The organism is Mesorhizobium sp. M2A.F.Ca.ET.037.01.1.1 (assembly GCF_003998075.1).
Classification (GTDB): Bacteria; Pseudomonadota; Alphaproteobacteria; order Rhizobiales; family Rhizobiaceae; genus Mesorhizobium.
On sequence record NZ_RZSA01001071.1, the window covers coordinates 1 to 2,085 of the forward strand.

A 2,085-nucleotide genomic window follows, 5' to 3' on the forward strand; every position below is an offset into this window, starting at 1 on the left:
GTATGAGGTCTTCGCCGCCGGATTGCGTGACCGCCTGACGCCCGATCTTGGGGCCATCGTCCGTTACGCAACCTTGGCGGCCAATAGCCATAATACGCAGCCCTGGCGGTTCCAGCTTGAAGGGCAAGCAATCGAGATCCGGCCAGACCTTCAGAGGCGGACCCCGGTCGTCGACCCTGACGATCATCATCTCTATGTCAGCCTGGGATGCGCCGCGGCCAATCTCATGCTCGCCGCGGCGGCGACTGGCCGAACCGGCGAGGCTTCGCTTACGGCCGACGGCAACGGAATCCGTTACGACTACCTCATGGGCGAGGCGAAAGCGGACCCGTTGGCCGACGCCATTCCGAAACGCCAATCGACGCGTGCCGAATATGATGGCCGCGCCACCCCTGCCGCCGATCTCGTCGAGCTTGAGCGCGCAGCCGCGATACCGGGTGTGAGCCTGGCGCTTGTCACCGATCAGGGGCGGATGAAGCAGGTGCGGGATCTCGTCCTCGCCGGCAATGAAGACCAGATGAATGACCCCGCATTCATGCATGAGCTGAAGCAGTGGATCCGCTTCAACCCGCGCAGCGCAATGGCTCGAGGCGATGGGCTCTTCTCAGCCGCGAGCGGCAGGCCGGTGCTGCCGACCAGCCTTGGCCGGATCGCCTTGGACCGGTTGTTCAGCGCCGCCCAGGAGAATGAGAAATACGCCCGTCAGATCGACTCATCGGCAGGGGTGGCGATCTTCTTTGCCGAGCGGCCGGACCACGACCACTGGGTCAGGGTCGGCCAGGCGTGCCAGCGCTTCGCTTTGGCCGCGACGAGCTTGGGACTTAAGCTCGCGTTCATCAACCAGCCTGTCGAGGTCGCCCGCCTGCGCGCCGACCTGGCGGGGATTGTCGGCGAGACCCGCAGGCCGGATATTGTGATGCGCTTCGGATATGGACCGGCCTTGCCGTTTTCGCCAAGGAGGCCGGTGGCTTCGGTCATCCTATGATGGTCGAGATGGTCAGAGGCGGTTGACCCGTCAGCCAGGCTGCCCGCCGGTTCTCGGCCTGGTCGGGCGCGGTGCGATAAGGCGGCAGGCGAAGCCGCTATCCCGCATGCCGCAGGCTGACGCCACTGCCCTTGTCGAACAGCACCACCTTGTCGGGGTTCCAGGCAAAGCGCACGGCCTGTTCGATCGCGACATCGGTCCTGGCCGGGACGGTGGCGCGCAGCATCGTGTCGCCGACCCTGAGCGTCAGGATCTTCTCCACGCCATGGTTCTCGACATCGTGGACGCGCGCTTCCACCGGCGCGCCGCTCTCCAGATGGACATCCTCCGGGCGGATGCCGAAGACGAGCGGCCGACCGTCGGTCGCGCCGCTCGTCCTGCCCCCGCCAAAACTCTTTGCCCCAGTTGACAGCGGCAGCTCGAAATTCACCGGCGCCATCACCGCGCGGTCGTTGACCAGCTTGCCGTCGATGAGATTCATCGGCGGCGAGCCGACGAAGCTCGCGACATAGGTGTCGCGCGGATTGTTGTAGATCTCATGCGGCGTACCGGTCTGGACGATGCGGCCATGGTTGAGCACGCCGACCTTGTCGCCCATCGACATGGCCTCGATCTGGTCATGCGTGACGAACAGGAACGTGGCGCCAAGCTGCATCTGCAGGTTCTTCAATTCCGTGCGCAGCGCCTCGCGCAGCTTGGCGTCGAGCGCAGACAGCGGCTCGTCCATCAGGAAGACGCGCGGCTTGCGCACGATGGCGCGGCCGATCGAGACGCGCTGCATCTCGCCGCCGGAAAGCCGGTCGGTCTTGCGGTCGAGCAGATGTTCGATACGAAGCGTGCGGGCGGCGCGCGCGACGCGGTCCTTGATCTCGGCATCCGGCAGCCGGCGGATCTTCGGCTTCAGCGGGAATTCGAGGTTCTGCCGCACCGTGTAGCGCGGATAGAGCGAATATTGCTGCAGCACCAGCGCGACGTCGCGTTCGGCCGCGCCCCAGTCGGCGACGTCGACGCCGTCGATGAAGACCTGGCCCTCGGTCGGCTTATCGAGCCCGGCGATCAGGCGCAGCGTCGTCGTCTTGCCGGCACCGGTTTCGCCGAGC

The 2,085-nt window shown here is 65.8% G+C and carries 2 protein-coding genes; one reads left to right on the top strand and one right to left on the bottom strand.

Translation table 11 applies throughout. The features are described from left to right. Positions 1 to 985: nitroreductase family protein (locus EOA27_RS33480; protein WP_127258412.1), on the top strand; the 985-nt coding region annotated here is incomplete at its 5' end. A gap of 97 nt (positions 986 to 1,082) precedes the next feature. Here the strand turns inward: EOA27_RS33480 and EOA27_RS33485 are convergent. After that, positions 1,083 to 2,085, bottom strand: a 1,003-nt coding sequence (locus tag EOA27_RS33485) for an ABC transporter ATP-binding protein (protein WP_145970725.1), incomplete at its 5' end; no start/stop codon positions are given.